This window comes from Phenylobacterium sp., from assembly GCF_046290725.1.
In the GTDB taxonomy this organism is placed as follows: Bacteria; Pseudomonadota; Alphaproteobacteria; order Caulobacterales; family Caulobacteraceae; genus Phenylobacterium.
The window spans coordinates 1129337-1151625 of record NZ_JBKBUH010000002.1 but is presented as its reverse complement, the minus strand read 5'-3'; the positions used below and the strand labels follow the sequence as shown (position 1 = coordinate 1151625).

The 22289-nt window shown below is 69.2% G+C and carries 21 protein-coding genes; 5 read left to right on the top strand and 16 right to left on the bottom strand.

Going from position 1 to position 22289, the window contains the following annotated elements; translation table 11 throughout:
* Positions 1 to 16 precede the first annotated feature (16 nt).
* The 4 genes from clpA to ACK41C_RS16895 form a co-directional block, all read right to left on the bottom strand.
* Positions 17 to 2338, bottom strand: a complete 2322-nt coding sequence (gene clpA, locus ACK41C_RS16910) for an ATP-dependent Clp protease ATP-binding subunit ClpA (protein WP_409656589.1) — start codon at positions 2336 to 2338, stop codon at positions 17 to 19.
* Positions 2339 to 2344: 6 nt separating this feature from the next.
* Complete coding sequence (clpS, locus tag ACK41C_RS16905) at positions 2345 to 2674, bottom strand: ATP-dependent Clp protease adapter ClpS (protein WP_409656587.1); 330 nt, start codon at positions 2672 to 2674, stop codon at positions 2345 to 2347.
* Between the two features lie 155 nt (positions 2675 to 2829).
* Positions 2830 to 4098, bottom strand: a complete 1269-nt coding sequence (locus ACK41C_RS16900; protein ID WP_409656585.1) for a DNA polymerase IV — start codon at positions 4096 to 4098, stop codon at positions 2830 to 2832.
* A complete protein-coding gene (locus ACK41C_RS16895; protein ID WP_409656583.1) occupies positions 4095 to 4988 on the bottom strand; it encodes an ROK family protein in 894 nt (297 codons plus the stop codon). Before ACK41C_RS16895 ends, ACK41C_RS16900 begins: the two co-directional genes overlap by 4 nt.
* A gap of 111 nt (positions 4989 to 5099) precedes the next feature.
* On the opposite strand from ACK41C_RS16895, the gene ACK41C_RS16890 reads away from it, so the two are divergent.
* The gene (locus ACK41C_RS16890) at positions 5100 to 5468 is read left to right on the top strand and encodes a hypothetical protein (protein WP_409656581.1); all 369 of its coding nucleotides are present in this window, start codon (positions 5100 to 5102) and stop codon (positions 5466 to 5468) included.
* Positions 5469 to 5499: 31 nt separating this feature from the next.
* On the top strand, positions 5500 to 6516 hold the full coding sequence (locus tag ACK41C_RS16885) for an adenosine deaminase (RefSeq protein ID WP_409656579.1): 1017 nt from the start codon (positions 5500 to 5502) through the stop codon (positions 6514 to 6516).
* On the opposite strand, the gene ACK41C_RS16880 is transcribed toward ACK41C_RS16885, so the two are convergent.
* A complete protein-coding gene (locus ACK41C_RS16880) occupies positions 6513 to 7181 on the bottom strand; it encodes a hypothetical protein (protein WP_409656578.1) in 669 nt (222 codons plus the stop codon). The genes ACK41C_RS16885 and ACK41C_RS16880 overlap by 4 nt on opposite strands.
* A gap of 107 nt (positions 7182 to 7288) precedes the next feature.
* Between ACK41C_RS16880 and ACK41C_RS16875 the strand changes: the two genes are divergently transcribed.
* On the top strand, positions 7289 to 7654 hold the full coding sequence (locus ACK41C_RS16875; protein WP_409656576.1) for a response regulator: 366 nt from the start codon (positions 7289 to 7291) through the stop codon (positions 7652 to 7654).
* 4 nt (positions 7655 to 7658) lie between these two features.
* Positions 7659 to 9023: a PleD family two-component system response regulator gene (locus tag ACK41C_RS16870; protein ID WP_409656574.1), complete on the top strand. Its 1365-nt coding sequence runs from the start codon at positions 7659 to 7661 to the stop codon at positions 9021 to 9023.
* A 5-nt stretch (positions 9024 to 9028) separates the two neighbouring features.
* Here ACK41C_RS16870 and rnr read toward each other — a convergent pair whose 3' ends face one another.
* The 7 genes from rnr to ACK41C_RS16835 form a co-directional block, all read right to left on the bottom strand.
* The gene (rnr, locus tag ACK41C_RS16865; RefSeq protein ID WP_409656572.1) at positions 9029 to 11323 is read right to left on the bottom strand and encodes a ribonuclease R; all 2295 of its coding nucleotides are present in this window, start codon (positions 11321 to 11323) and stop codon (positions 9029 to 9031) included.
* 56 nt (positions 11324 to 11379) lie between these two features.
* Positions 11380 to 12516: an AAA family ATPase gene (locus tag ACK41C_RS16860; protein ID WP_409656570.1), complete on the bottom strand. Its 1137-nt coding sequence runs from the start codon at positions 12514 to 12516 to the stop codon at positions 11380 to 11382.
* A gap of 8 nt (positions 12517 to 12524) precedes the next feature.
* Positions 12525 to 15113: a type I DNA topoisomerase gene (gene topA, locus ACK41C_RS16855; protein WP_409656569.1), complete on the bottom strand. Its 2589-nt coding sequence runs from the start codon at positions 15111 to 15113 to the stop codon at positions 12525 to 12527.
* 94 nt (positions 15114 to 15207) lie between these two features.
* Positions 15208 to 16305 (bottom strand): DNA-processing protein DprA, encoded by a 1098-nt coding sequence (gene dprA / locus ACK41C_RS16850; RefSeq protein WP_409656567.1) that lies wholly within the window; start codon positions 16303 to 16305, stop codon positions 15208 to 15210.
* Positions 16302 to 16955 (bottom strand): glycerol-3-phosphate 1-O-acyltransferase PlsY, encoded by a 654-nt coding sequence (plsY, locus tag ACK41C_RS16845; RefSeq protein ID WP_409656565.1) that lies wholly within the window; start codon positions 16953 to 16955, stop codon positions 16302 to 16304. The genes dprA and plsY overlap by 4 nt, the downstream gene beginning before the upstream one ends.
* A gap of 50 nt (positions 16956 to 17005) precedes the next feature.
* Positions 17006 to 17338, bottom strand: coding sequence for a GFA family protein (locus tag ACK41C_RS16840; protein WP_409656563.1), 333 nt, complete (start codon positions 17336 to 17338; stop codon positions 17006 to 17008).
* A gap of 63 nt (positions 17339 to 17401) precedes the next feature.
* On the bottom strand, positions 17402 to 17704 hold the full coding sequence (locus ACK41C_RS16835) for an ArsR/SmtB family transcription factor (RefSeq protein WP_409656561.1): 303 nt from the start codon (positions 17702 to 17704) through the stop codon (positions 17402 to 17404).
* A gap of 144 nt (positions 17705 to 17848) precedes the next feature.
* On the opposite strand from ACK41C_RS16835, the gene ACK41C_RS16830 reads away from it, so the two are divergent.
* Entirely contained in the window at positions 17849 to 18364 is a 516-nt protein-coding gene (locus tag ACK41C_RS16830; RefSeq protein WP_409656559.1) for a DUF1993 family protein, read from the top strand.
* Here the strand turns inward: ACK41C_RS16830 and pyrC are convergent.
* From pyrC to ACK41C_RS16810, 4 genes are read right to left on the bottom strand one after another with little or no spacing between them, the layout of a single operon-like run.
* Positions 18361 to 19647, bottom strand: a complete 1287-nt coding sequence (pyrC, locus tag ACK41C_RS16825) for a dihydroorotase (RefSeq protein ID WP_409656557.1) — start codon at positions 19645 to 19647, stop codon at positions 18361 to 18363. The two genes, ACK41C_RS16830 and pyrC, sit on opposite strands and share 4 nt — an antisense overlap.
* Entirely contained in the window at positions 19644 to 20234 is a 591-nt protein-coding gene (locus ACK41C_RS16820; RefSeq protein WP_409656555.1) for a TIGR00730 family Rossman fold protein, read from the bottom strand. The genes pyrC and ACK41C_RS16820 overlap by 4 nt, the downstream gene beginning before the upstream one ends.
* Entirely contained in the window at positions 20234 to 21211 is a 978-nt protein-coding gene (locus ACK41C_RS16815) for an aspartate carbamoyltransferase catalytic subunit (protein WP_409656553.1), read from the bottom strand. Before ACK41C_RS16815 ends, ACK41C_RS16820 begins: the two co-directional genes overlap by 1 nt.
* Positions 21212 to 21263: 52 nt before the next feature.
* The gene (locus ACK41C_RS16810) at positions 21264 to 22229 is read right to left on the bottom strand and encodes an SDR family oxidoreductase (RefSeq protein WP_409656551.1); all 966 of its coding nucleotides are present in this window, start codon (positions 22227 to 22229) and stop codon (positions 21264 to 21266) included.
* Between the last annotated feature and the right edge of the window lie 60 nt (positions 22230 to 22289).

The following is a 22289-nucleotide window of genomic DNA, read 5'->3' as shown; positions in this document are numbered from 1 at the left end:
GGGGAGTCCCGCAGGGTCAGTCGGCGAGTTCGGCCGCCGACTCCTCGGTCGGAGTTTCGATGATCGGCGCGCCGGGCGCCCGGTCGTCGCCTTCGATCTCGAAGCCGAGCTTGCCGTCCTTGAGCACCACCTTGACGTGGCCGCCCTTGACCAGCTTGCCGAACAGGATCTCGTCGGCCAGCGGCTTCTTGATGTGCTCCTGGATCGTCCGGGCCAGCGGCCGGGCGCCGTAGAGCTCGTCGAAGCCGTTCTTGGCCAGCCAGTCGGCGGCTTCTTCCGAGGTCTCGATGGTGACGTGACGGTCGGCCAGCTGGGCCTCCAGCTGCATGACGAACTTCTGCACCACCTGGCGGATGATTTCCGGTGTCAGCGCCTTGAACTGAACGATGGCGTCCAGGCGGTTGCGGAACTCCGGGGTGAACAGGCGCTTGAGCGCCTCATCCACTTCGTCCTCCGCCTTGCCGCGGCCGAAGCCGATGGCGTTGCGCTGAGCGTCGGAGGCCCCCGCATTGGTGGTCATGATCAGGACCACGTTGCGGAAGTCGACCTTCTTGCCGTTGGCGTCGGTCAGCACGCCGTGGTCCATGACCTGCAGCAGGATGTTGAAGACGTCCGGATGGGCCTTCTCGATTTCGTCGAGCAGCACGACCGCGTGCGGATGCTGGTCGACCGCGTCGGTCAGCAGGCCGCCCTGATCGAAGCCCACATAGCCGGGAGGCGCGCCGATCAGGCGGCTGACCGTGTGGCGCTCCATGTACTCCGACATGTCGAAGCGCAGGAGTTCGATGCCCATGGTCGAGGCCAGTTGCCGGGCCGTCTCGGTCTTGCCGGTGCCGGTGGGGCCTGAGAACAGGTAGCAGCCGATCGGCTTGTTCGGGTCGCGCAGGCCGGCGCGCGCCATCTTCATGGCGGCGCTGAGCTGCTCGATGGCGTCTTCCTGGCCGTAGACCGCACGCTTCAGGTCGCTTTCCAGCTGCTTCAGCGCCTCTGTGTCGGACTTGGAGACCGACTTGGGCGGGATGCGGGCGATCTTGGCGACGACGGCCTCGACCTCCTTCACGCCGATGGTCTTCTTCCGCCGGCCTTCCGGCAGCAGCATCTGGCTGGCGCCGGCCTCGTCGATGATGTCGATGGCCTTGTCCGGCAGCTTGCGGTCGGTGATGTACTTGGCCGACAGCTCCACCGCCGACTTGATGGCGTCGTTGGTGTAGCGGAGCTTGTGGAACTCCTCGTAATAGGTCTTCAGGCCCTTGAGGATCTTGATCGTGTCGTCGATCGTCGGCTCGTTCACGTCGATCTTCTGGAACCGGCGGACCAGCGCCCGATCCTTCTCGAAGTGCTGGCGGAACTCCTTGTAGGTCGTCGAGCCCATGCACCGCAGGCTGCCGGAGGCGAGGGCCGGCTTCAGCAGGTTCGAGGCGTCCATCGCCCCGCCGCTGGTGGCGCCGGCGCCGATCACCGTGTGAATCTCGTCGATGAACAGGATGGCGTCGGGGTGGTTCTCCAACTCCTTGACCACCTGCTTCACGCGCTCCTCAAAGTCGCCGCGGTAGCGGGTGCCCGCCAGGAGCGCGCCCATGTCGAGCGAGAAGATGGTCGAGCCGGAGAGCACGTCCGGCACCTGGCCGTTGACGATCTTGCGGGCCAGGCCCTCGGCGATGGCGGTCTTGCCCACGCCGGGGTCGCCCACCAGCAGGGGATTGTTCTTGGTGCGTCGGCAGAGGATCTGGATGCAGCGCTCCACCTCGGCCGCCCGGCCGATCAGCGGGTCGACCTTGCCCTGCTTGGCCTTCTCGTTGAGGTTGATGCAGTAGGCCTCGAGCGCCTCGCCGCCGGTTTTGACCGGCGCCTTGTCCTCGTCCTCGGCGCCTTTCACCGGCTTGGGCTGGTCGTGGCCGGCCTTCTTGGCGATGCCGTGGGCGATGTAATTGACCGCATCGTAGCGGGTCATGTCCTGCTCTTGCAGGAAATAGGCGGCGTGGCTCTCGCGCTCGGAGAAGATCGCCACCAGCACGTTCGCTCCGGTCACTTCTTCGCGACCGGACGACTGCACATGGATCACCGCGCGCTGGATCACGCGCTGGAAGGAGGAGGTGGGCTTGGCGTCCTCGCCGTCGTCCACGACCAGCGAGCGCAGCTCGTTGTCGACATAGTTGGTGAGGGTGGTGCGCAGCGCGGCGAGATCCACATCGCAAGCGCGCATCACCCCGGCGGAGTCCTCATCGTCGATGAGAGACAGCAGGAGATGCTCCAGCGTCGCGTATTCATGCTTGCGCTGATTGGCGAAAGCGACGGCGCGGTGGAGGGTCTCTTCGAGCTGGCGCGAGAATGACGGCAACGGGGCCTAGTCCTTTTCCATGGTGCATTGAAGCGGGTGCTGATGCCGCCTGGCGGTATCAACGACCTGGGCCACCTTTGTTTCCGCCACTTCGTAGGTGAACACGCCGCAGACGCCGACACCGTGCTGGTGGACGTGCAGCATGATCCGCGTCGCGTCTTCGCGCGACTTATGGAAGTACTGCTCCAGGACATAGACGACGAACTCCATCGGCGTGTAGTCGTCGTTCAGCAGCAGTACACGATACAGCGAAGGCTTCTGCGTCTTCGGCTTGGTCTGGGTGATGACCGCCGACCGGACGCCCGTCGCTTGATCACCTTGCTTTCGCTCGGCCATCGAACAGGTCTCCTGGGCGGACGTGTGGCCCGCTCTATCTACGAATTAGATATGAAAAAGATGCGCCTTTGGAAGGGTGCAAATGGCGGCGAGAAGCCGCGGCCGTTCCGGATGGGCGTTTTTGCCACGCAGGCGGGCGCCGCAGGCCTCGCCGGTCAATCCTCGGGAGAGGCCTTGGCGCGCAGGGCGCGGCCCGAGGTCACCGCGCTGGGGCCGAATCGCGCCCGTAGTGAGTCGGCGGTCTTTTCGCCGAGCAGCGCCCGGCGTTCGCCGTCGGCGAACAGGTCGTGCTCCACCGCATCGGCGCCCACCAGCTCCGCCAGGCCGATCCCGATCAGCCGCCAGGGGCGGCCGTCCGCCTCCTTGGCGAGGAGGTCCCGGCCGACCGCGAACAGCGTCCTGGCTGTCTGGGTCGGAACCGCGATGGCCCTCCGGCGGGTGAGGATGCGGAAGTCCGCGCCGCGCAGCTTCAGGGTCACCACGCGGCCGGCTAGGCCGTTCGCACGGGCGTGACGGGCGACCTTGTCGCAGAGCCAGGCGAGCTGATCCTCCAGCTCCGGCAGCCCTCTCAGATCCTCGTTGAAGGTGGTCTCGGCGCTGATGCCCTTGCGGCCCTCGTTGGGATTCACCGGCCGATTGTCGCGGCCGTGGGCCAGGTCGTGCAGGCGCAGGCCATGCGCGCCGAACGCCTTCGCCAGCACTTTCGGCTCCGCGCGGGCCAGGTCGCCCACCGTGCGATAGCCGGCCCCCTCCAGCGAGCGCACCATGGCCGGCCCCACCCCGGGGATCAGCCCTACCGGCCGCGGGGCGAGGAAGGCGCGGGCCTCCGCCGCCCCGATCACGGAGAAGCCGCGCGGCTTGTCGAGGTCCGACGCCACCTTGGCCAGGAACTTGTTGGGCGCTAGGCCGATGGAGACGGTGATCCCCACCTCCGCCTCGATGCGCGCCTGGAGTTTGGCCAAGGTCAAGGCCGGCGGCGCGCCGTGCAGGCGTTCGGTGCCGGAAAGGTCCATCCAGGCCTCGTCGAGCGAGAGCGGCTGGACGAGCGGCGTGAGCGCCCGGACCATCTCCATGATCCGCCGGCTTTCAGCCCGGTACTTCTGGAAGTCCGGCTTGACGATCACCGCCTGCGGGCAGAGCTGCCGCGCCTTGAACATCGGCATGGCCGAGCGGACGCCGGAGATGCGGGCGATGTAGCAGCAGGTGGTGACCACCCCGCGCTTGCCGCCGCCGACGATCACCGGCTTGTCCCGCAAGCTGGGATCGTCCCGCTTCTCCACCGTCGCGTAGAAGGCGTCACAGTCCATGTGGGCGATGGAGAGCGTCTCAAGTTCCGTGTGCGCCACCACGCGGGGCGAGCCGCAAGTGGGACAGCGGCGGACGAAGTCGCCGCGGGCGAAGCAGTCGCGGCAGAAGGCGCTCATGGCTCCAGGGGCCAGAGCCAGGCTGCGCCCCGCACGCCCGAGGAATCGCCATGCAGCGGGCGGACCACGGGCGTGGTGAAGACATCGGAGAAGACGTGCGGCGCAATGGCGGCGGGCAGGCGCGCATAGAGTTCGTCGACATTCGACATGCCGCCGCCCAGCACGATCACGTCCGGGTCGATCACGTCGCAGATGACCGCCAATCCGCGGGCCAGGCGGTCAATATACCGATCCAGCGCCGCGGCGGCCGCGGCGTCGCCTGTCCGGGCGGCCGCGACGATCTCCTGTCCGGTGAGGTCGGCGCCGTGGTCCCGCTGCAGGCCAGGCCCGGAGATCCAGAGCTCCAGGCAGCCTCGCCGGCCGCACCAGCAGGCGGGACCGGGATACTCCGCTGCGGTTGGCCAGGGCAGCGGCATGTGCCCCCACTCGCCGGCGAACCGATTGCGGCCCTCGACGAGACGGCCGCCCACCGTCACCCCGCCGCCGCAGCCGGTTCCGAGGTTGGCGGCGAACACAACCTCGACCCCGGCGCCCGCTCCATCGATGGCCTCGGAAAGCGCCAGGCAGTTGGCGTCGTTGGCGTAGCGCACCGGCCGCTCCAGCACCCGGGCGAGGTCGGCGGGGAAGGGGCGGTCGTTCAACTCGGTCGAATTGCAGCCGCGCATCAGGCCGGTGGCGGGGGAGGGCGAGCCTGGGCCGCCCACGCCGATCCGCCCAACCCTGGCCCCGGACTGACGCTCGGCCTCGGCCACGACCTCGCGCACCGCTTCCAGCCCCAGTTCGTATTCCCGCGGCGAGGGCCGTCGCACGCGCGCCAGGAACCTGCCCTCGGCGTCCAGCGCCGCGGCCTCGATCTTGGTCCCGCCGAAATCCACCCCGATCCGGATCATGAGGTCTTGATTTGTTCCGCTTCGCGGTGGAGTTCAACACCCATGCGATCCGGCGTCCATCGACTCATGAGCGGGAAGGCCGCCGCGCCGCCGGGCGGGGCCTGATCGCGCATGTCCAAGGGATCGTACCGGGGCGCTTCCACCCTGATCGGGTGGAACGCCAACATCTACGCCGCCTCTTCGCTCAGCGGGCGCAAGCATCGGCTGCGGGCGCAGATCCACGTGCTGACCGCCCGGACCGCCCAAACCCGGGAGGAGGCGCTGCGGCAGGACGTCGAGGCCCGCAAGCGCCAGAAGCTCAAGCCCCCGAAGCACGTACGGCGGAGCAATCCCGCCGCGCGCGAGGAGGTGGCCGCCGCCAAGGCTCGCGCCGCCAAGAAGCCGCGCCCGAAGCGAAAGGGCGCGACCGCGGGCGCAGTGGTGGTCGAAAAGCGCAAGCTTCCGCCCCGCAGGAAGCCGCGGAGCCGTCGCAAGCCTTGACGTTCCGCTCCCACGGTCCGGAGATGGCGCCATGAGCGCGCTGGACACCTTCATCCGCGGCCTGCCCAAGGCCGAGCTCCACCTGCACATCGAGGGCAGCCTCGAGCCCGAGCAGATGTTCGCCTTCGCCCGGCGAAACCGGATCGCCCTGCCGTTCTCCAGTGTGGAGGAGGTGCGAGCGGCCTACGCCTTCTCCAACCTGCAGGACTTCCTCGACATCTACTATCAGGGCGCCCAGGTGCTGCTGACCGAAGAGGACTTCCGCGACCTGGCGCTCGCCTATTTCCGACGGGCGGCGGCCGACGGGGCGCGCCATGCCGAGATCTTCTTCGATCCCCAGACCCACACCGACCGCGGGGTGCCCTTCGCCGTGGTCGCCGACGGCCTGCTGGCCGGCATGGCGCAGGCCGAACGGGAGCTTGGGATCACCTCGAAGCTCATCCTCTGTTTCCTGCGGCACCTGTCCGAAGAGGCGGCCTTCGAAACCCTGCGCCAGGCCGAGCCCTATCTCGACCGGATCGTCGGCGTGGGGCTCGATTCCTCCGAAGTGGGCCATCCGCCGTCCAAGTTCGTGCGGGTGTTCAAGGCGGCGCGCGAGCGGGGGCTGAAGCTGATGGCCCACGCGGGCGAAGAAGGGCCGCCGGACTACGTGCACGAGGCGCTGGACCTTCTCGGCGTCGACCGCATCGACCACGGCAACCGTTCGCTCGAGGATCCCGTCCTGGTCGAGCGGCTGGCGCGCGAGGGGATGACGCTCACCGTCTGCCCGCTCTCGAACCTGAAGCTCTGCGTGGTGGACGACCTCAAGAACCACCCCTTGAAGCGGATGCTCGATCTGGGGCTCAAGGCGACGATCAATTCCGACGATCCGGCCTATTTCGGCGGCTATCTGGGGGAGAACTGGATCGCGACCGCCAAGGCCGTCGGGCTGACACGAGACGATCTCGTGACTCTCGCCCGCAACAGCTTCACCGGCTCCTTCCTCGAACCGGCCGAGATCGACCGGCGCCTGGCGGAGATCGACGCCTACGCGGCGGCGAACCCTTAAGCCAGCACGTCCTCGATGGCGGCGCGCAGCTCGGTCCAGTCGTCGATGCGCCGGTGGCGGTCGGGCGCGCTGGGGGCCAGCGGGCGCAGGCGCGGATCGGCCACCATCTGGAAGCGCGCCACCTCCGGCGCGTGCTCCATGACCGAGTCGAGGTTGGGGATCAGGTCGTCGACGAACACCGCCGGCGCACGCACCTGAGCGACGAGCTCCGCCGCCACGGGCCCTTTGAGTCCGCTGTTCAGAACCAGGGGGTAGTCCAGGCCCGTACGGCCCAGCCAGCGCGCACGCGCCAAGCGGCCGTGATCCGGGGCGTTGGTCAGGATCACCACGCCGGCCTTGTTCGAGAGCGCGCGCAGGGCCTCCGGCCCGCCGGGCGCCGGCGTCATGTCGGAGCAGGCCTCCCGAAAGAAGGTGTCGAACAGGCGTCGCCCTTCCTCCACCGCCAGGTGCGTGTCTTCGCCGGGGCGATAGATGTTCTGGAAGAGGGCGAAGCGGTCGACGCGGAACTCCAGACCCTGGTCGGCGAGGAACCGGCCGAACCCCTCCATGAAGAGGCCCAGCACCTCGTCGACGTCGACCAGTAGGAGCGGGCGGGCGGGATCGATCCCGAGGCTTTGCAGGTCGGGGGCGCGGACGGTTCGGACGACAGGAGGCTGATCGGTCAAGCGGCGTTCTTCGACTAACGCGAGTTTAAGGATATCCGTGGGATCAAGGCTCAAAGGTGGGGCGAGCGGACGATTCTCCGCGGGCTCGTAGCATTGTTGAGACGACAATGGCCAAGAAGGTCCTCATCGTCGAGGATAACGAGCTGAACATGAAGCTCTTTCATGATCTGCTCGATGCTCAAGGCTATGAGACCCTGCAGACCCGCGAAGGGCTGCAGGCGCTGGCGCTCGCCCGCGAACACCGCCCGGACCTGATTCTCATGGATATCCAGCTCCCGGAAATCTCAGGGCTGGAGGTCACCAAGTGGCTGAAGGAAGACGACGAGCTGGCCTCGATCCCTGTGGTCGCCGTCACCGCCTTCGCCATGAAGGGCGATGAGGAGCGCATCCGTGAGGGGGGGTGCGAGGCCTATATTTCCAAACCGATCTCGGTGTCCCACTTCCTGGACACGATCCGGCGCCTTTTGAGTTGAGCCAATGACCGCACGTATTCTGGTCGTCGACGACATCGAGGCGAATGTCCGCCTCCTCGAAGCCAAGCTGACGGCCGAGTACTACGAGGTGCTGACGGCGTACGACGGGCCGACGGCGCTCGCTATCGCCGCGGCCGAGAAGCCCGATATCGTCTTGCTGGACGTGATGATGCCGGGCATGGACGGCTTCCAGGTCTGCCGTCGGCTGAAGGACGATCCGGAGACGCGCCACGTCCCGGTCGTTCTGGTCACCGCCCTCGACGGGCGGGCCGACCGCATCGCGGGGCTGGAGGCCGGGGCCGACGAATTTCTCACCAAGCCCATCGACGACGTCATGCTGTTCGCCCGGGTGCGCAGCCTGACGCGCCTGAAGATGGTCATTGACGAGCTGCGCGAGCGCGAGGCCTCGGGCCGGCGGATGGGCGTGATCGCCGGCGCCGCGGCGCGCCTGGGCGGCACGGGCGGTCGGGTGATGATTGTCGACGATCACGAGCGCCAGGCCCAGCGAGTCGCCGCCGAGCTGTCCATCGAGCATCGGCCCGTGGTGGAGACCGATCCGGAGAAGGCGCTGATCGCCGTCCGCGGCCCGGTGGACCTGGTGATCGTCAACGCCACGGCGCGCTCTTTCGACGGACTACGCTTCGCCGCCCACCTGCGGTCGGACGAGGCCACCCGCAACCTGCCGATCCTGGCGGTGGTGGACTATGACGAGCGCCCACGCCTGGTGAAGGCGCTTGAGATCGGCGTCAACGACATCCTCTCCAAGCCTATCGACCCGCAGGAGCTGGCCGCCCGGGCGCGCACCCAGATCCGGCGCAAGCGCTATACCGATTACCTGCGCGACAATCTCGACCACTCGCTGGAGCTGGCCGTCACCGACCAACTCACCGGCCTGCACAACCGGCGCTACATGTCCGGCCAGCTCGAGGCCCTGGTGAAGCGCGCCGCCCACGGCGGCGACCAGGTGGCGGCGCTCGTCATCGACATCGACCACTTCAAGATGATCAACGACGGCTATGGCCACGACGTCGGCGACGAGGTGCTGCGGGAGTTCGCCGTGCGGCTCGCCTCGAACGTCCGCGCCGTCGACCTGCCCTGCCGCTACGGGGGCGAGGAGTTCGTGGTGATCATGCCCGACACTCGGCTGGCCGACGCCGAACGGATCGCCGAGCGGATCCGCCTGCATGTGGCCGGCTCGCCTTTCCGTGTGATGGGCGGCTCGGAGCTGCTGACCGTGACGATCTCCATCGGCGTCGCGGCCACGCTGGGCGCCGAAGATCGGCCTGAAGCCCTGTTGAAGCGCGCCGACGAGGCGGTCTATGAGGCCAAGGCCTCTGGCCGCAACAAGGTGATCGCCCACGCCGCCTGAGGGCGTCAGCGTCCCCGGCGTCCGCCGCTTTTCCCGATCCGGCCGCGCCTGGGGCCGGCGAAGGCGCGGTCGCGCACTCCTAACCGGGGGCGGCTCGCCGTGGGATCGGCGGGCAGCGGCTCGCTCAGCATCTCGAACAGCAGGCCGCCGGTCAGGGGCGTCGCCTCTTTCAGCCGCACTTCGACGGACATGCCCAGCGGCCAGCGCCGGCCGGTGCGCTCGCCGACCAGGGCGTGGGCGCGGTCGTCGTGGAAGAAGTACTCGCCGCCCAGGTTTGAGACCGGGACGAGGCCGTCGGCGCCGGTCTCCTCCAGCCGGATGAACAGGCCGAACCGCGTCACGCCGGTGATCCGGCCCTGGAAGTCGGCGCCGACCCGGTCGGCCAGGAAGGCGGCGACATAGCGGTCGGTCGCATCGCGCTCGGCGGCCATCGAGCGACGCTCGGCGAAGCTGATCCGCTCGGCGGTGTCGCGCAGCTGAGCGACGTCGCGGTCGGTCAGGCCGTCATCGCCGAAGCCAAGCGCCCGGATCAGCGCCCGGTGCACGATCAGGTCGGCATAGCGCCGGATCGGCGAGGTGAAGTGCGCATAGCGATCGAGGTTCAGCCCGAAGTGGCCGATGTTCTCCACCGCGTAGATGGCCTGCATCTGGGTGCGAAGGACCACTTCGTTGACGATGGCCGCATGCGGACCTTCCCGCATCTCGTCCAGCAGCCGGTTGAACCGGTCGGTGCGTGGGGCCTCCCCCTTGCTCCAGTTGACGCCCAGGGTCTGGAGGAATTCGGCCAGCGACTGCAGCTTCTCCTGGCTGGGCGCGTCATGGATCCGGTAGATCAGCGGCGTCTTCTTCTGCTCCAGGGTCTCGGCGGCGCAGACATTGGCCTGGACCATCATCTCCTCGATCAGCCGGTGCGCTTCCAGCGAGGCGCGGGGCTGGATGGAGACCACTTCGCCTTCAGGGCTGATGACGATCTTGCGCTCCTGGCTCTCGATGGCCAGCGGCGAACGGGCGCGCCGGCCTTTCAGCATGGTCGCGTAGGCCGCCCAGAGCGGCTTCAGCACCGGCTCCAGCAGCGGGTTGGCGTGGTCGTCGGGAAAGCCGTCGACGGCGGCCTGGGCCTGCTCGTAGGAAAGCTTGGCGGCGGACCGCATCAGCCCGCGCACGAACCGATGGCTGCGCTTCTTGCCCGTACTGTCGAACACCATCCGCACGGCCAGGCAGGCGCGGTTCTCCCCCTGGCGGAGGGAGCACAGGCCGGCCGACAGCCGCTCGGGCAGCATCGGCTCCACCCGGTCCGGGAAATAGGTGGAATTGCCCTTGTCGCGGGCTTCCTTGTCGAGGGCCGAGCCTGGCCGCACATAGGCCGCTACGTCGGCGATGGCGACCCAGACGATCCAGCCGCCTTCGTTCTTTGGGTCTGGATCGGGTTGCGCATAGACCGCGTCGTCGTGATCGCGCGCGTCCGGCGGATCGATGGTGATCAACGGGATGTCGCGAAGATCCTCCCGGCCCGAGAGGGTTGGGGGCTCGGCCGCTTCGGCCTCCGCCTCCGCGGCCTGGGAGAAGCCGGTGGGAATGCCGTGGGCGTGGATGGCGATCAGGGAGGCGGCGCGCGGCTGGTCCTCGCGGCCCACCACTTCCAGAATCTTGCCCCGCTTGGGGCCGTAGCGGCGCTCCTGCAGTCCCACCTGGGCCAGCACCAGATCGCCGTCGCGTAGGGTTTCGCCCTCTCCGGGCGACAGCATCAGGCTCTCCTTCGAGCGGCGGTCCACCGGCTCGATCCGCACCTCGCGCCGCGCCTTGCGCACCACGCCCAGGATCCGGTGGGCGCTCTGACCCAGCCGCTTGATGAGCCGCGCCTCCGGCTCTCCGCTCTCCAGGGTCGTGAACCGCACCAGCAGCCGGTCGCCCAGGCCGGGCGCGCCACCGACCGCCTCGCGGCGATCCGGGGCCAACCGCACGAGAGGGGCGTCCTCGGCGCGGGTCAGCTGGACCAGCAATTCACCGTCCGGATCCCGCTCCACCACATCGGCGACGCCGACCTCAGGCAGGGCGCTGGGCTCGGCCACGCCCTTGCGGCCGCGGCGGCCGAGCGCGCCGGACTCTTCCAGCTCCTTCAGCATCTCGCGCAGGGCCCGCCGGTCGGCGCCTTTCAGGCTGAAGGCGCGGGCGATCTCGCCGCGGTCGGTTTCCCCAGCCTCGCGGATGTACTTCAACAGAGTCTCGCGGTCCGGCAGGCCCTGGGCGGGCTTCTTTCCGGCGGCGAATCGCTCGGCCTTGGGCGTGCGGGGTCGTGCCATGAGCCCCTATAACGCGGAAATCGTCCTCGCGTGCGCAGATCGAAGCCGTCGCAGCTTCAATCCTCGTCGTCGCGGAAGGCGCCAAACGGAGTTAGGCCTTCGATGGCGGTGGCGCCGTTCCGTTTCAGCACCGTGCGCACCGCGCCTGCACCGCTCGCTTCCACCGCGGCCGCCAAGCGCTCGGAGTGCGTGACGAGCCAGACCTGGGTGCGTTCCGAAGCCTTGGCGATCAGCGCACCGAGCGGCTCCATCAGGTCTGGATGCAGACTGGATTCCGGCTCGTTCAGGGCCACGAAGGGCGGCAGGCGATAGGCCATCAGGGCGCCGGCCAGGGCGAGGAATCGCAGAGTGCCGTCGGAGAGCTCCGCGGCGTCGAACACCCGCCTGGGAAAGTCCGGCAGGCGTAGCCCGAAGCTCGCCGTTGCGTCCGGCGTCGGGACGACGAGCTTCGCCCCGGGAAAGGCGCGTTCGATCAGCGCGTCCAGTTCGGCGGTGTCGCCGCGGATGTGCGCCAGGGTGGCGAAGACCGCCGCCAGGTTCGAGCCGTCGGAGGCCAGGTTGGGCGCGGCCACGGCCGTGCAGGGCCTCCGCAGCGGCGAGCCCGGGTCGGTCCGCAGGTCGTGATAGAACCGCCACTCCAGCAGAGTCCGCCGGAGTAGATCGAGCGCGGGATAGCGAGATGGATCCTCAAGGCGCCCAAGCATGGTCTCGGACGCCAGCAGGTCGATCTCCACCGTCGCAGGCCGGCCGTCTTCGCCGCGCGCCATTACCGAGGGGCCGTCACGCTCCGCCAGCACGACCTTCCGCTGCGACGTCGCATGAGTCAGGCGTTCGGTCTTGATCTGCGGTTCGAGCTGAAACGCGGCGGCGGTCGGCGGAGGAAAGCCCACCGCCACGTCGTAGCGGAGCGTGGCGTCGGTGCGGTGAGGCGAGGCCAGCGTCACGCCTAGCCCGATCTGCACCGGCTCGGAGCGCCGGGGACCGGCCCACAGCGCGGCTTCCAACCCCTCCTGCGCCAGTTGCGCGCCCAGCCCATTGGCCGCCGCCGCGCGCAGCAGCTCCAGCGCGCGGTAGAGGTTCGACTTGCCGACGCCGTTGGCGCCGACCAGCACGTCCAGCCGCGAGACTGGATAGACGATCCGCTGCAGCGACCTGTAGCCCGAGGCGGCGAACTCCCGGACAGGCAGATCCATGGCGCGCCTTAGGCTTTCGCCTTCTTCGCGGCTGGCTTCTTGGCGGGCGGCTTCTCGGCCTTGGGCTTGGCGGCGGCCTTAGCCTTGGCGGGCTTCTTCTTGCCTCCGCCCTTGGCTTCGCGTTCGGCGATGAGGGCCAGGGCCTCCTCGAGGGTGATCTCGGCGGGATCCTTGCCCTTGGGGATATTGGCGTTGGTCGAGCCGTGCTTGATGTAGGGGCCGTAGCGACCGGAAAGCACCCGCACCGGCGCGCCGTCGGCCGGGTGGGCGCCCAGCTCCTTCAGGGCCGCGGCCTCCGCGCGGCCGCGGCCGGCGCCGCCGGCGCGCTTCTCGGCCAGCAGGGTCACGGCGCGGTTCAGACCAACCTCGAACACCTCGTCCACGCTCGGCAGGTTCGCATAGGTGCCGTTGTGCTGGACGAACGGCCCGTAGCGGCCGATGCCGGCGAGGATCGGCTGACCGTCCTCGGGATGAGGGCCGACCTCGCGAGGCAGGCGCAGGAGGCGCAGGGCCTTTTCCAGGTCCATGGCCGCGGCCGGCCAGGCCTTGGGCAGGCTGGCGCGCTTGGGCTTGTCGCCCTCGCCGAGCTGGACGTAGGGGCCGAACCGTCCGGCCTTCAGGAACACGGTCTCACCGGTGACCGGATCGACGCCCAGCTCGCGGTCGCCGCTTTCCTGGGCGGCGTCTTCCTCGGATTGGGCGATGGGCCGGGTGAAGCGGCATTCCGGATAGTTCGAGCAGCCGATGAAGGCGCCGAATCGCCCGGTCTTCAGCGACAGCCGCCCGGTCCCGCAGGTCGGGCAAGCGCGGGGGTCGGTCCCGTCGCCGCGGTCGGGGAAGATGTGGGGGCCGAGCGCATCGTTGAGGGCGTCCAGAACATGCGTGACCCGCAGCTCTGCGATCTCGCCCACCGCGGCCTGGAACCCCTGCCAGAATTCCCGCAGCAGGGTCTTCCAATCGAGGTCGCCGGCCGAGACCTGATCGAGCTTCTCTTCCAGCGCCGCGGTGAAGTCGTACTCCACATAACGGGAGAAGAACTGCTCCAGGAAGGCGGTGACCAGCCGGCCCTTGTCCTCGGGCACGAAGCGGTTCTTGTCCATCCGCACATAGGCGCGGTCGCGCAGCACGGTCAGGATCGAGGCGTAGGTGGAGGGGCGGCCGATGCCCAGCTCCTCCATTTTCTTGACCAGGCTCGCTTCGGAATAGCGCGGCGGCGGCTCGGTGAAGTGCTGGTCGGCGCGGGCGGTGGCGACGCGCGCCTCGGCCCCCTCGCGCACCTGGGGCAGGCGGCCGCCGTCCTCGTCCTCGGCGTCGTCGCGGCCTTCCTCGTAGACGGCCAGGTAGCCGTCGAACAACACCACCTGGCCGGTGGCGCGCAGGCCGGTCTTTCCGTCGGCGCTTTCCAGCTCGATGGTGGTCCGCTCGATGCGCGCGGCCTCCATCTGGGAGGCGATCATTCGCTTCCAGATCAGTTCGTAGAGCCGGCCAAGGTCGCTCTCCAGGCGCAGGGAGCCGGGATTGCGGGCGAGACTCGTGGGCCGGATCGCCTCGTGCGCCTCCTGGGCGTTCTTGGCCTTGGTCTTGTAGATCCGGGCGCTCTCGGGAACGTATTCGCGGCCGTAGAGGCCGCCGATCACCTGGCGCGCCTCGTCGATGGCTTCCGGCGCGGCCTGGACCCCGTCGGTCCGCATGTAGGTGATGAGACCCACGGTCTCGCCGCCGATATCGATCCCTTCATAGAGCTTCTGAGCGGCCTGCATGGTGCGCTGGGCGGAGAAGCCGAGCTTGCGGGCCGCCTCCTGCTGCAGGGTCGAGGTGGTGAAGGGCGGGGGCGGGGTGCGCCGGGCCGGCTTCTTCTCGACCGCCGTCACCTTCAGGGCGGCGGCCTGGACGGCGGCCTTGGCGGCCTCGGCGGCGGCCGCATCGCCCAGGTCGAACTTCGAGAGCCGCTTGCCTTCGTGCTTGACGAGACGGGCGGTGAACGGGTCGCCTCCAGCCGAGACGTCGGCTTCGACCGTCCAGTACTCCTGGGTCTTGAACCGCTCGATCTCCAGCTCGCGATCGACGATCAGCCGCAGGGCCACCGACTGAACCCTGCCGGCCGAGCGCGCGCCCGGCAGCTTGCGCCACAGCACCGGCGAGAGGGTGAAACCCACCAGATAGTCCAGCGCCCGGCGGGCGAGATAGGCCTCCACCAGCTCCATATCGATGTCGCGCGGATGCTTCATGGCTTCCGTCACGGCCGACTTGGTGATGGCGTTGAACACCACCCGCTGGACCTTGGCCTCCTTGAGGGCGCGCTTCTTCTGCAGCACCTCCAGAACGTGCCACGAGATGGCCTCGCCCTCACGGTCCGGGTCGGTGGCGAGGATCAGGCGGTCGGCGCCCTTGACCGCCTCGGCGATGTCCGAAAGCCGCTTGGCCGACTTGGCGTCGACGTCCCAGCTCATGGCGAAGTCCTCGTCGGGCTTCACCGAGCCGTCCTTCGCCGGCAGGTCGCGGACATGGCCGTACGAGGCCAGGACCGTGTAGCCCGAGCCCAGATACTTGTTGATGGTCTTGGCCTTGGCCGGACTTTCGACGACGACGACGTTCATGCGTGCTTTTTCTACCGGGCGGTCTGCAGGCCGCCCGAATTCAGGGGCGCGAAAAGTGGGGGCGGGGCCGGGCCGCTGTCAACCGCGGCGTGTTTCAGCATCCCGCGACGAGTCCGCCCGGCAGCAGTTCGGCGCGGCCGGCGAGGGCCAGCTCCACCAGGGCGGCGATCACCGCCGGAGCCGGCGCGCCGGCCGCGCGCACGATCTCGTCGCGGCTGACGGGCGTGGGGGAGAGGAGGCCGGCGACGCGCTCGCGAACCGCGTCGATTTCACCCTCGGAGGCTGCGACCGGCGGGGCGAAGGCGCGCTCTGGTTCGCCGAGGCCGCCGAAACCTTCCAGGGCGCGCAGCACGTCCTCCACGCCCTCGCAGAGAGCCGCGCCCTGACGGATCAGGTCGTTCGTCCCGCGGGCCCGCGGATCGAGCGGGGATCCTGGCACCGCCAGGACTTCGCGCCCTTGCTCGGCCGCCATGCGGGCGGTGATGAGCGAGCCAGAGCGGGCCTCCGCCTCCACCACGACCACGGCCTGGGAGAGGCCGGAGATCAGCCGGTTCCGGCGCGGGAAATCCTTGGCGACCGCCGTACGCCCGGGCGCGTTCTCCGAGACGACGCAACCCTGGGCGACGATGCGCTGGTAGAGATCGCGATGCTCGGGCGGATAGACGTCGTCGATCCCGCCGCCCAGCACCGCGACGGTCCCGATGGCCAGCGCGCCTTCGTGGGCGGCGCCGTCCACGCCGCGCGCCATGCCCGAGACCACCACGAAGCCCGCCGCGCCGAGGTCGGCGGCCAGGCCGCGGGCGAATCGCTGCCCGCCGGCCGACGCGACGCGGGCGCCGACCACCGCCACGGCCGGCCGATGCATCAGGCTCAAGTTCCCGCGCGCCCAGATCACCGGCGGCGGCGGGTCGAGGGCGGCGAGCATCTGCGGAAAGTCGGGTTCGCAGGCGCAGAGCAGCCGCGCGCCCAGAGCCTCGCCGGCCTCCAGTTCGGCCAGAACCGCCTCCACCTTGGGCACGCCCAGCGGTGAGGCCCGCCCGCCCCGACGGGCGAGGTCGGGCAGGGCGGCCAGCGCCAACGAGGCTTCGCCGTAGCGGGCGATCAACTCCCGAAAGGTGACGGGGCCGATGTTCTCGGTCCGCGCCAGCCGCAGCCAGTCGCGCCGCGCCGCCTCGGTCAGTTTGCGGCTCACGCGCTATCGCCGCCCTTGGCTTTGCCGCCGCCGATGCGCGGCTCCTGGCCCTTCAGCAGGCGGGCGATGTTCTCCCGGTGTCGCAGATAGATCAGCACCGCCATGAACAGGGCCAGGACCGCGATCGGATAGGGGCGGTCCAGCAGGAAGACGTAGATCGGCGCCAGGGCCGCGGCGGTCAGGGCGGCGAGTGACGAGATCCGGAACAGGAAGGCCATGGCGATCCAGGTCGCCCCGGCCGCCAGGCCCACCGGCCAGGCCGCGGCCAGAAGCGTGCCGAAGAAGGTGGCCACGCCCTTGCCGCCCTTGAACTTCAGCCAGACCGGAAAGATGTGGCCCAGGAAGGCTGCTCCGGCCGCCAGCGCCGTCAGGGTCGCCTGGATCTCGGCGCTCGCCTGGCGGGTCGCAAGCCAGGCGATCAGCACCGCCAGCGCCCCCTTGCCCCCGTCGCCCAGCAGGGTGATCAGCGCCAGGTCCTTGCGCCCGGTGCGCAGCACGTTCGTCGCCCCGATGTTGCCGGAGCCGATGTTGCGCACGTCGCCCGCGCCGCCCAGGCGTGTGGCGATCACCCCGAAGGGTATGGAGCCCAAGAGGTAGCCCCCGGCTAGCGCGGCGGCGATGAGCATAGGGCTGAGCTGGTCTGTCGGCATCGGTTCCCCCCGGTCTGCCTGGGAGTCCTAACCTGCGCCGCGGCCCGCCGTCACCGGGAAGCGCCGTCGACCTGTTGGATCGGAACGCTCGCGACGTCGAAGTCCTTCAAGGTGCGGGCGTTGACGGCGTAGGTCCCCGGCCCATGGCCGAAGGTGGAGACCCCGCAGGTCGAGCAGAACTGGTGGGCGATCTTATGGGTGTTGAAGCGGTATTCGCTGAGCGCGCCCTCGTCGGTGAGCAGCCGGAAATTCGCTTCCGGCACGAACCACAGGAGATAGCCGTTCGGCTTGCAGATCGAGCAGTTGCATTCGATCAGCTGCTCGATTTCGCCGTCGGCCTCGAAAGCCACCGCGCCGCATTGGCATCCGCCGTGATAGGTCATGCGAGTTCTCCCTTTGTTCCAATGGCTATAGCCTCGCCTGGCGCGAGGTTCAACGGCGGATGTTCAGACTTGTTCGGCCAGGGCGCGTGTCAGGGCCTGAAGCCGCTCCTCATTGCGCTTGTAGAAGGTCCACTGCTTGATCCGCTTGGGCGTGACGAGGCCGGCCTGGGTCAGAACCCGCATGTGCTCCGAAAGCGTCGGCTGGCTGACACCCAGCTTCTCGGCGATCAGCAGGGCGCAGACGCCGTCGTCCACCAGATCGCCGTCCACCTGAGGCCGGAAATGGGCGCGCGGGTCCTTCAGCCAGGCCAGGATCTGGAGTCGGCGTTCGTTGCCGAGGGCCTTGAAGGCGTTTGCGTCGGTCATATCGCCGGTTGGCTAAACCCCGAAAAACTGCGGAGAAACCTAGTCGCCGGGCCGGGCGGGGGCAAGATCGATGCGCTGGGCGCACTTGCGGCGCGCATGGACCACCCCATCTGGCCTGCACAACCTCGGCTATGGGAGACCGCCTTGACCCTTTCGCTCTATGACGCCTCGATCCCCGGCTATCTGCGGATGCTGCGCAATCTTGCGGCCATCCTGGAAAAGGGCGAAGGCCACGCCAAGGCCAACGGCATTCCGCTCAAGACTTTGGCCGACGCACGGCTCGCGCCCGACATGCACTCGCTGATCGGCCAGATCCAGCTGGCCAGCGATGCGGCCAAGGGCGCCGCCGCGCGCCTGGCCGGCCTGACGCCGCCGAGCTTCGCCGACACCGAGACGACCGACGAGGAGATGAAGGCGCGCATCGCCAAGACGATCGAATTCGTTGAGAGCGTAGGGCGGGAACAGGTGGACGGCCGGGAAGAGGCGGTCATCGAACTGAAGTTCCCCAACCAGACCATGACCTTCAGCGGCCGCGACTTCCTCTTCCAGTTCTCGCTGCCCAACTTCCTCTTCCACGTCGCCATGGCCTACGCCGTTCTGCGCAACCAGGGCGTTCCCCTCGGCAAGATGGACTATCTCGCCGGCGCCGGCGGGGTTTAGGCGCGATAGACCACGCGACCGTCGACCAGGGTCATCTTCACCTCGCCGAACAACCGCCGCCCGTCGAAGGGCGAGTTGCGGGACTTGGACTTCAGCTTTTCCAAGTCCACCACCACCGGTGCGTCGAGGTCGCACAGCACCAGGTCGGCGGTCGCGCCCTTTTCGAGGCGCCCGGCGGGCAGGCCCAGCAGTTCGGCCGGCCGACTTGTAACCGTTCGCATCAGGTCGATAAGCGGGATGCGGTCCTGGAGCGCGAGCAGGGCCGGCAGCAGCGTCTGCAGGCCCACCGCGCCGGGGGCCGCCTCGTCGTAGGGCAGGCGCTTGTCCTCGGCGGGCGCAGGGGCGTGGGCCGAGACGACGATGTCGATCAGGCCCGAAGCCAGGGCCTCGATGGTCGCCTGCCGGTCGTCCTCGCTGCGCACCGGCGGGTCGAACTTCAGGAAGGTCCGGTAGTCGCCGATGTCGATCTCGTTGAACGACAGGTGGTTGATCGAGGTGGTGGCGGTCACCGGCAGGCCCTTGGCCTTTCCGCGCGCCAGGCTTTCCAGCGCGCAGGCGGTGGTCACCTGATCGACCAGAAACCGGGCGCCGGTCAGCTCCACCAGCGCCAGGTCCCGCTCCAGCATGATCTTCTCGGCCGCCGGCGGCACGCTGGGCAGGCCCATGCGGCCGGCGAACTCGCCCTCGGTCGCCGCGGCGCCCGCGGCCAGCCACGGATCCGCCGGCCGGTGGGCCACGAGGGTGTCGAACCCCTTAGCGTAGGCCAGCACGCGGCGCAGCACCTTGGAATTCACGATGGGCCGGTCGGCGTCGGTGACATAGACGCAGCCGGCCTCGCGCATCAGGCCGATCTCGGCCATCCGCTCGCCCTTGGCCCCCTTGGTGGCCGCGCCGGCGGGATAGACGTGAACCAGCTCGATGTCCCGCGCCCGGCGCAGGATGAAGTCGACCACCGCCGGTTCGTCCACCACCGGGTTGGTGTCGGGCTGCACGACGATGGAGGTGACCCCGCCGGCCGCAGCGGCCAGGGCGGCGGACTTCAGGGTCTCCTTGGGCTCCATGCCCGGCTCGCCGGTCTTCACCCGCAGGTCGACCAGGCCCGGCGCCAGCATGGCGCCGCGCGCGTCGACGACCTCGATGTCGGCCGAGAGCGCGCCGAGCTCCCCGCCCTTGGCCAGATCGGCGATCTTCCCATCTTGCACCAGAAGGGCGCCCGGGCCGTCCCAGCCGGAGGCCGGGTCCACCAGGCGGGCGCCTACGAAGGCGGTCGGGCGTTGGGTCATAGCTCGGGTCGTCCGATCCATTTCTCGACCGCCGGCGGGGCATAGGCGGAAAAGGCGTCCAGCAGCTCGGCGGCCTCGCCGCGGAAATGCAGCATGTCGCGATGCGGAGCCCGCAGGAACGCCTCGGCCACCGCATGGTCGACGAAGAAGCGCAGGCCGTCGTAATAGCCGCGCACGTTCAGGAAACCGGCGGGCTTGGCGTGGAAGCCGAGCTGCGCCCAGGTCCAGATCTCGCAGATCTCCTCCAGAGTGCCGGCCCCGCCGGGCAGGGCGACGAACCCGTCGGACAGCTCGGCCATCCGCGCCTTGCGCTCGTGCATCGAGCCGACGATCTCCAGCCGGGTCAGGCCGGTGTGCGCGATCTCCTTGTCGGAGAGGGCGTGCGGCAGGATCCCCACGACCTCGCCGCCGGCCGCCAGCGCCGCATCGGCCACCGCGCCCATCAGCCCGACCTTGGCGCCCCCATAGACCAGCCGCAGGCCCCGGCCGGCGATCTCGCGCCCCATCGCCTCGGCCGCGGCGCGATAGGCCGGATCGGCGCCGGGGCTGGAGCCGCAGAACACGCAGACGGAGGCGAGCTGCGCCATCAGGCGTTTTCCAGCCGCGCCGCCAGGGCCGCCAGCACCGCCATGCGCGCGGCGACGCCCATCTCCACCTGATCCTGGATCAGGGACACCGACAGGTCGTCGGCCACGTCGGAATCGATCTCCACGCCGCGGTTCATGGGGCCGGGGTGCATGACGCGGACCTGAGGCGAGGCGTGGGCGAGCTTTTCACGATCCAGGCCGTAGAAGCGGAAGTATTCCCGCTGGGACGGCGCCATCACCCCGTCCATCCGCTCCAGCTGCAGGCGCAGCATCATCACCACGTCGCAGCCCTCGATGCCCTTGCGCAGGTCGTTGTGCACGGCGGCGCCCCAGCGGTCCGCCTGCGCGGGCATCAGGGTGGAGGGCCCGACCAGCCGCACCTCCGCGCCCATCATCTGCAGGAGGGCGACGTTGGAGCGGGCCACGCGGCTGTGCAGGACGTCGCCGCAGATCGCCACCTTCAGCCCGGCGATGCGCCCGAAGGTGCGGCGCATGGAGAGCATGTCCAGCAGGGCCTGGGTCGGATGCTCGTGCTGGCCGTCGCCGGCGTTGATCACCGAACAGGTGACCTTCTGGGACAGCAGGGAGGCCGCGCCGGAGGAGGCGTGGCGCACCACCAGCAGGTCCGGCTGCATGGCGTTCAGCGTCACCGCCGTGTCGATCAGGGTCTCGCCCTTGGAGATCGAGGAGGAACGCGGGCTCATATTGACCACGTCCGCTCCCAGCCGCTTGCCGGCCAGCTCGAAGGAGCTCTGGGTGCGGGTGGAGTTCTCGAAGAAAAGGTTCATCAGGGTTCGACCTTTGAGCAGGTCGAGCTTCTTCGAGGTCTGGCGGTTCAGGGCGACGAACGAATCGGCGAGATCGAGGAGCCGAGTCACCTCGACCGGATCGAGGTCCAGCACCGACAGGAAATGCCGCTTGGGAAAGGGGAAGGTCCGGCCGAGGACCTCGTTCAGACCTGTGGGGGCGGCGCTCATTAAAGCCCGCTCATAGGCGAGGGCGGCGCGGGCGCCAAGGCCGGCAGCCGCCTTAGTTGGCTACGCGCCAGTTGGCCTCCGCCGCAAAGCCCTGGAAGAACTCCGGCTCGTAGGCCTTCTCCGGCGCGGCGCGCACGCGCTCGTCAAGGCGGTGGGCGTCGTCGCCCACCAGGATCCGCCAGCGGTCGGCCTTCACGCCGTCGAGGATGATGGTCGCGGCCTCGGCGGCGCTGGTGGGGGCGTCCTCCTCGAAGCGCCGGGCCTGTTCGGCGACCAGGGCGGCGATGGCCTCGTCCGGCAGCTGGGCGACGTCGACCCCCATGGCGGCGATCCGCGCCCGGGCGCGGGCGAGGTCCTCGGGGGTGAGCGCCCCGTCGCCGCCCAGCACCTTGCGGGAATTGGCGACGATGGGCGTGCCGATGTGGCCAGGCATCACCACCGAGCACTTCACGTGCGGCGCATTCACCCGCAGGTCGGTGATCAGGGCCTCCGTGAAGCCCTTCACCGCGAACTTCGCGGCGGAATAGGCGGTGTGCGGCGTGTTGGGGCCGATGCTGGCCCAGAAGCCGTTGACGCTGCTGGTGTTGACGATGTGGGCCTCCTCGGCCGCCATCAGCATGGGCAGGAAGGTGCGCACGCCGAAATAGACGCCGCCCCAGCAGATGTTGAAGGTCCGCTCCCACTGGGCGCGGTCGTCGGCGATCATGCTACCGCCGCCGCCGATCCCGGCGTTGTTGAAGAGCAGGTGCAGCCGGTCGGTCTGGTGCTGCTCGGCCATCTCGTCGCGGAAGCGGACCAGCTGGTCCTCGTCGGAGACATCGGCCCGGTGGGCGGTCACCTTAACGCCCTGGGGCAGGCGCTCGGCCTCGCAGAGCCGAAGGGTTTCGGCCATGGCGTCGGCCGAGACGTCGCACATGGCCACGCTGCAGCCTTCCGCGGCCAGCTGGCGGGCGAGTTCGCGGCCCATGCCCGTGCCGCCGCCCGTGACGACCGCGATCTTGCCGGCGAAGTCCTTCATGCGCCGCCCTCCCTGTGCTCTATGATTGGGGAAGAGCTTAGCCCGGGGTCGAAGCGGCCG

What these genes read in the sequence shown, in the direction of transcription:
- ACK41C_RS16835 (WP_409656561.1), bottom strand. Translation starts at nt 17,704, where the DNA reads ATGACCGACGCAAACGCCTTCAAGGCCCTCGGCAACGAACGCCGACTC.
- pyrC (WP_409656557.1), bottom strand. Translation starts at nt 19,647, where the DNA reads ATGACCCAACGCCCGACCGCCTTCGTAGGCGCCCGCCTGGTGGACCCG.
- ACK41C_RS16885 (WP_409656579.1), top strand. Translation starts at nt 5,500, where the DNA reads ATGAGCGCGCTGGACACCTTCATCCGCGGCCTGCCCAAGGCCGAGCTC.
- ACK41C_RS16895 (WP_409656583.1), bottom strand. Translation starts at nt 4,988, where the DNA reads ATGATCCGGATCGGGGTGGATTTCGGCGGGACCAAGATCGAGGCCGCG.
- ACK41C_RS16875 (WP_409656576.1), top strand. Translation starts at nt 7,289, where the DNA reads ATGGCCAAGAAGGTCCTCATCGTCGAGGATAACGAGCTGAACATGAAG.
- ACK41C_RS16890 (WP_409656581.1), top strand. Translation starts at nt 5,100, where the DNA reads ATGTCCAAGGGATCGTACCGGGGCGCTTCCACCCTGATCGGGTGGAAC.
- rnr (WP_409656572.1), bottom strand. Translation starts at nt 11,323, where the DNA reads ATGGCACGACCCCGCACGCCCAAGGCCGAGCGATTCGCCGCCGGAAAG.
- ACK41C_RS16860 (WP_409656570.1), bottom strand. Translation starts at nt 12,516, where the DNA reads ATGGATCTGCCTGTCCGGGAGTTCGCCGCCTCGGGCTACAGGTCGCTG.
- ACK41C_RS16840 (WP_409656563.1), bottom strand. Translation starts at nt 17,338, where the DNA reads ATGACCTATCACGGCGGATGCCAATGCGGCGCGGTGGCTTTCGAGGCC.
- plsY (WP_409656565.1), bottom strand. Translation starts at nt 16,955, where the DNA reads ATGCCGACAGACCAGCTCAGCCCTATGCTCATCGCCGCCGCGCTAGCC.
- topA (WP_409656569.1), bottom strand. Translation starts at nt 15,113, where the DNA reads ATGAACGTCGTCGTCGTCGAAAGTCCGGCCAAGGCCAAGACCATCAAC.
- ACK41C_RS16815 (WP_409656553.1), bottom strand. Translation starts at nt 21,211, where the DNA reads ATGAGCGCCGCCCCCACAGGTCTGAACGAGGTCCTCGGCCGGACCTTC.
- ACK41C_RS16820 (WP_409656555.1), bottom strand. Translation starts at nt 20,234, where the DNA reads ATGGCGCAGCTCGCCTCCGTCTGCGTGTTCTGCGGCTCCAGCCCCGGC.
- ACK41C_RS16810 (WP_409656551.1), bottom strand. Translation starts at nt 22,229, where the DNA reads ATGAAGGACTTCGCCGGCAAGATCGCGGTCGTCACGGGCGGCGGCACG.
- clpS (WP_409656587.1), bottom strand. Translation starts at nt 2,674, where the DNA reads ATGGCCGAGCGAAAGCAAGGTGATCAAGCGACGGGCGTCCGGTCGGCG.
- ACK41C_RS16900 (WP_409656585.1), bottom strand. Translation starts at nt 4,098, where the DNA reads ATGAGCGCCTTCTGCCGCGACTGCTTCGCCCGCGGCGACTTCGTCCGC.
- ACK41C_RS16870 (WP_409656574.1), top strand. Translation starts at nt 7,659, where the DNA reads ATGACCGCACGTATTCTGGTCGTCGACGACATCGAGGCGAATGTCCGC.